Annotated in this window: 2 protein-coding genes; both read right to left on the bottom strand. The window is 51.9% G+C overall.

Annotated elements, in window-relative coordinates:
* Positions 1 to 408: 408 nt before the first annotated feature.
* On the bottom strand, positions 409 to 672 hold the full coding sequence (locus tag PsW64_RS13460) for a hypothetical protein (RefSeq protein WP_063303944.1): 264 nt from the start codon (positions 670 to 672) through the stop codon (positions 409 to 411).
* 1,054 nt (positions 673 to 1,726) lie between these two features.
* A partial coding sequence (locus tag PsW64_RS13455) for an autotransporter domain-containing protein (RefSeq protein ID WP_193757805.1) occupies positions 1,727 to 4,533 on the bottom strand: 2,807 nt, incomplete at its 5' end.

The following is a 4,533-nucleotide window of genomic DNA, read 5'->3' as shown; positions in this document are numbered from 1 at the left end:
GTTCGAACCCGTGCGGGCTCACCATTTAACCTCATGGTATATAAAGAGGTTTAGCAAAGTTCCCTTCCGGGAGCTTTTTGCATTTAGGCCTCGTGTCAGCACTATGTAAGCAAATGAGAGCGTTTGAAATCGCGAATTTGCCTCTCTTGGTTCCTGCAAAGACCCTTTCAAATTAATTCTGGAAAATCTGTTAATGTCGTCACTGGTCGTCAGTACACAGGCTTTCATTGAGGTTTTAACTCTTGAGAGTTGTCGGAAGGTCGTCAACGCCCGTCAGGGCGCAACTTTAATGCTTCTTGATAAAGGGCATGCCCGCTTCAAGCGATCAACAAAAAGGGCCTGAGAAGCATCACGCTTCCCAAGCCAGAATATCCCGTGAGAGGCAAAACCCCTCTTCATTCCGTATTTTTAGTCTTTGGAGACTTCCAGTGCGCAAGGTTCAAACAGCTCTGATATTTTCTCGCTACTTCCCTGCACATCTTCAAAGTGATTGCGCACAGTATCAAATAGCGTCAGCAACGCTTCATATTTCTGTGTGTGCTCCATGCGTTCGCTCAGAACCACACTCATGGAATAAACTAGATTTTTGAGGTGGTTGGCTGTGAGGTGAAGCTGGTCCACTTCATTGCGAAGGGACGTATGGGCACATTTCTCTTTTCCAGTATCAGTCATCTAAAAACCCTCTTCGTTGGCTTGGTGAACAAACCACTCGACAGAGAGCTTTCGACAACCCACTGGCGAGCGGGAGGTTCGAAACCTGACGAAGACAGGCGGGTTTATTCCCCCGCAAAGGGTATTTTATTCACCGCCCTCCCGCCCATAAGCGAGAGTTTGCGTTTGGAGAGCTAACTCCAGACACAAAAAAACCGCCAATAAACGGATGCGGTAACCGCTTCGTAGAGGTTTCGACGCCTCAAGGTGACCATGCGATGATTGGGACAAGGTGTCAATGCAAGGAAACTGAATTCCTCCACAAGCCCATAGGATTAGCGGGGCCAAAATGTGAGAACAACAACATGAACATAAACATCAAGCCCTTGCGAAAACCACATAGCCGCTTGCGCCGTGGTCCCGAACTACCCGCAGGCAAGCAAAGGCCTGGGAAGGACCCGTGAAATCTTGAAGAAGAAGAGATTGGATCATATCCAGCCTAACGAGCATTTGCCGCTCTTTAGGATAGCTAAAGTCAATGCCTGTTTTTACTGAAAAGGCCTAACAGCTTCATGAAGTAAAGAAGTTATGAGCCCTGCAATTCAGAATGAGCTAAAATTCGACCATCGGACGTTCCCATTATGAGTTGAATCGCGCTCGCCTGTAGGCTTTTACAATAGCCCTTATGGGCGATCTGCAATTACTCATGACCATTTGCGGACACTCACGCTACCTTAAGACAGCACTAGCTGCAGCAAGACATCAATTTAAGATTGCTCCCACTCACCTTGTCTCTATGGGCGGTGGTCTCAACAGGTGGATGCAACACTTTAATCTTTGAATAAAGATGGAGTGTTCGACATGACGTATCGCCGCCATTACCGGACATTCACACAGATCAATCAATAGTTGAGGCAGCCTAGATGGCAGAAGGCCGTGTTCTGGGCGAGGATAAATTAGCGGGATTGGTGCATATGGATTTTCGACAGGTGGAGAGCATTTGCCCGCCACTTAAGTTTTCAGGTGGCGGGCAGGTTTATGTTGGGTAGGTGGCCTTACGCAGGCAGGAGAGCCATCAGAATTTCAGAGCAATGTTTGCTTTGAGCCCCTGATCGGTGAAGCCGGAACCAAAGCGGCCATCGTAGGCCAGACCCAAGGTCGTGTTACGTCCCAGATCCACCGATGCTCCCAGATTCAGAAAAAGAGCATCTTTGGCAATCGGGATACCGACAACGGAGAAGTCATCGCCTCCGGCAAAGGCATGATTGACAACAGGTGTTACATCGCCAAACGCATGCTGCCAGGCAGCTTGAGCTGATAGCTTCGCGGTGAGTTGACCAAGGTTTGCCCGCGTCTCTGCACGCAGCCCAATACTGGCGAAGGTGCTGTCCATTGTCTGGCGACCAGCCTTTAGCGCAGCAAATCCACTGGTTTCAGAGTACCCATCGCTGGACAACTGGATGTAGGATATATTGGCAAAAGGCTCCAGACTGGTCGCAGCATAATCAAAACGATACCCCGCTTCACCAAAGATCTGCGCAGTTCGCGCTGTGTAGGATCCTGACAGGTTCTCAGTAAAGCCAGAGAAGGCAACCGAACGGGTTGTGTCGATATCATGCCATGCATAGCTACCACCTGCGCGCACCCCCAAAGGCCCAAATTCTGTGCCACCATAAGCACCAAGATGCAGCGTGTCTGCCGTCGCAGAGGACGTTCTGCCATTCACTTCGAAACTGCTGTTGTCGTAGCCACCGAAAAAGCCAAAGCGGGAGCTTTCTCCAATCTGGGTATCTCCACCCAGAAGGAAACCGCCGATTGACCGATCAAGCCCTGCGGCATTGCTGTTTCCATTCCAACGTCCCCAGGACCCAAAACCTTGCCCCCAGAACGCGAGGCTCTCGCCAACGCGCTTTTCCACTTGCTTTTGTCCATCCGCAGCAACGGAATCCATTGCAACGCGCACACGACTGAGGGCAGCCTCGCGGGCAAAGCGGCTATCTTCAATCAGCGCTGTTTTTATTGAGGCGTCGGCTTCGCCTGAAAGCTGATCGAGTGCTCCTGGTGCATCTGAGTTGGACAGGTTCAAGACTGAATTGAACAAGTCTCCGCTGCCAAGTGAGAACGCACCTTCACCTGTAGCGCACTGATTAGCACTCATCCCGGAAATGCAGAACGTGCTGGATGCCATTTGGGAACCGAGATAAACATTGTTGGCATCATATGACAGAGCAAAATCAAGGAACGCGAAGTCATCTGTTGGGGTGGATGAATCAAACGTTCCGGAGACGCCGCCTACAGCGCTCATAATCGTATAGACCGTATTTGCAACGTAAGTTGAACCATCGTCGGTTCCGTTTTCTGGCTTAACATACACCGTTCCGCCATTGATCATCACGGTACCGCTGGCGGCCAGCAGATCGTTGTTGATGCCTGCCGCGTTGCCCCGATCGTTCAACTCAACCTCAAAGGTTGAACCACTATTGAAAACAAGAGAAGTCGCATTCAGAGTCCCGATGGAGTTTCCCGGAGCGATTACGGCACCTGAATGGAAAGCAACAGCCCCTACAGTCCCCGAACCACCAAGGCTACCGCCATTGACTGTAACATCGCCAATGGTGCCATCAACAACCAGCTTGCCTCCTGAAACGGTAGTGCCACCGGTATAGGTGTTGGCACCAGTCAGGGTCGTGGTGCCCGATAGCTGGTTAACCCCGCCGTCTCCTATGATTTTTGGAGCGAACACGTAAGCGGTATCCGTGTGGTTAAAGTTGATCACCCCGGTACCCTCGCCAAATATCACTGCCTCTGTATCAAGGGTGCCTGCCTTCACAGCCGTCTCACCTGCCGCAGCGCCGATATTGAGTGTGCCTTGTGAAACGGCATCGTAGGCCAGCTTGACTTCACCATCTACATCCACGGTGGCGCCATCCGCGATCGTCAGCGTCCCGGGCGCACTATCTCCGATGATAATACGATCGCGACTCTCCCAAACGGAGCCTTCGCCCGTCACTGTAACAATACCCGAACTGGTCCCACTGAAGCTGGTACTGTCAAAGCCAATGTTGGCGAGACCAGAAGTGACCTTGCCGCCATTCTCTATTTTTAGGGAGCCGGCACCATACTGGCCGACCCAAAGAGAGCCTGCCTCCCAGATGGATCCGTCATCCGTCACAGTCACGGCACCTGTGGCATTAGGTCCACCTATGACGCTGGCCCGACCACTGGTAGCCCTGCCACCATCGGAAATGGTCAGCGTTCCGGTCCCATACAAGCCAATTATAGAGTTAGTAGCAACATTTAACGAAGATCCTGAACCCGTCACAGTCACGCTGCCCGACACACGGCCAATATTTAGATATCCACTGTTGACCTCACTGCCCTCTGCAATGGTTAATGCGCCGGTGCCGGCATAGCCGACCCTCAGCGCTGCAGTATCGGTCAAAACACTCCCGCCGCGCAACTCCAGCGTACCGCCAGACACTATCGTTTCGCCGGTGTAGGTGTTGGTGCCGGTCAGGATCGTAGTACCGGAAAGCTGATTGACACTGCCATTCCCGCTGATATCCGCGGAAAAGGTGTAGTCACTCTCCGTATGGTTGAAGTTGATTACCCCAGTGCCGTCTCCGAACTCAATCGTTGAGGTATCAAGCGTACCGGCCGTAGCAGCCGCATCACCGCTTCCCGCCCCGATGTTCAAAACGCCAGAACCCGTTGAATTAGAACCCAGCCGGGTCACCCCGGACACACTCACTGTTGCATCGTTGGAAATCGTCAAAGTACCATCGCCTTCGCCGCCAACATATAGATTCTCTGAATTGTCCCAGGTTGACGCGGTGCCGGTCACCTCAACAATGCCGGTTGAGTCTTTGTAACGGCCGATAA

This window comes from Pseudovibrio sp. W64, assembly GCF_001623145.1.
Lineage (GTDB): Bacteria > Pseudomonadota > Alphaproteobacteria > Rhizobiales > Stappiaceae > Pseudovibrio.
Note: the sequence above shows the minus strand (reverse complement) of the source record. Positions and strands in the feature narration are given on the sequence as shown.

Bases quoted from the DNA above. Each gene is read 5' to 3' on its own strand.
- PsW64_RS13460 (WP_063303944.1), bottom strand. From the start codon at position 672: ATGACTGATACTGGAAAAGAGAAATGTGCCCATACGTCCCTTCGCAAT.